This is a genomic window from Bacillus sp. CR71, from assembly GCF_003429245.1.
Lineage (GTDB): Bacteria > Bacillota > Bacilli > Bacillales > Bacillaceae_G > Bacillus_A > Bacillus_A thuringiensis_S.
In genome coordinates, this window is record NZ_CP031748.1 from 741,440 (window position 1) to 741,696 (window position 257).

The following is a 257-nucleotide window of genomic DNA, read 5'->3' on the forward strand; positions in this document are numbered from 1 at the left end:
TGGAGGATTAGCTCAGCTGGGAGAGCACCTGCCTTACAAGCAGGGGGTCGGCGGTTCGATCCCGTCATCCTCCACCATATATGTCGGAGGGGTAGCGAAGTGGCTAAACGCGGCGGACTGTAAATCCGCTCCTTCGGGTTCGGCAGTTCGAATCTGCCCCCCTCCACCATTCTTAATTATTGGGCTATAGCCAAGCGGTAAGGCAACGGACTTTGACTCCGTCATGCGCTGGTTCGAATCCAGCTAGCCCAGCCATT

General features: G+C 56.4%; 3 tRNA genes. All 3 read left to right on the top strand.

The annotated features are described in order from the left end of the window. Position 1: 1 nt before the first annotated feature. The 3 genes from DOS87_RS03735 to DOS87_RS03745 all read left to right on the top strand — a co-directional run bounded on the left by DOS87_RS03735 (position 2) and on the right by DOS87_RS03745 (position 255). A tRNA-Val gene (locus tag DOS87_RS03735) sits at positions 2-77 on the top strand. 8 nt (positions 78-85) lie between these two features. Further along, positions 86-169: transfer RNA gene (locus tag DOS87_RS03740), tRNA-Tyr, on the top strand. An 11-nt stretch (positions 170-180) separates the two neighbouring features. Further along, positions 181-255, top strand: a tRNA-Gln gene (locus tag DOS87_RS03745). Positions 256-257: the final 2 nt, after the last annotated feature.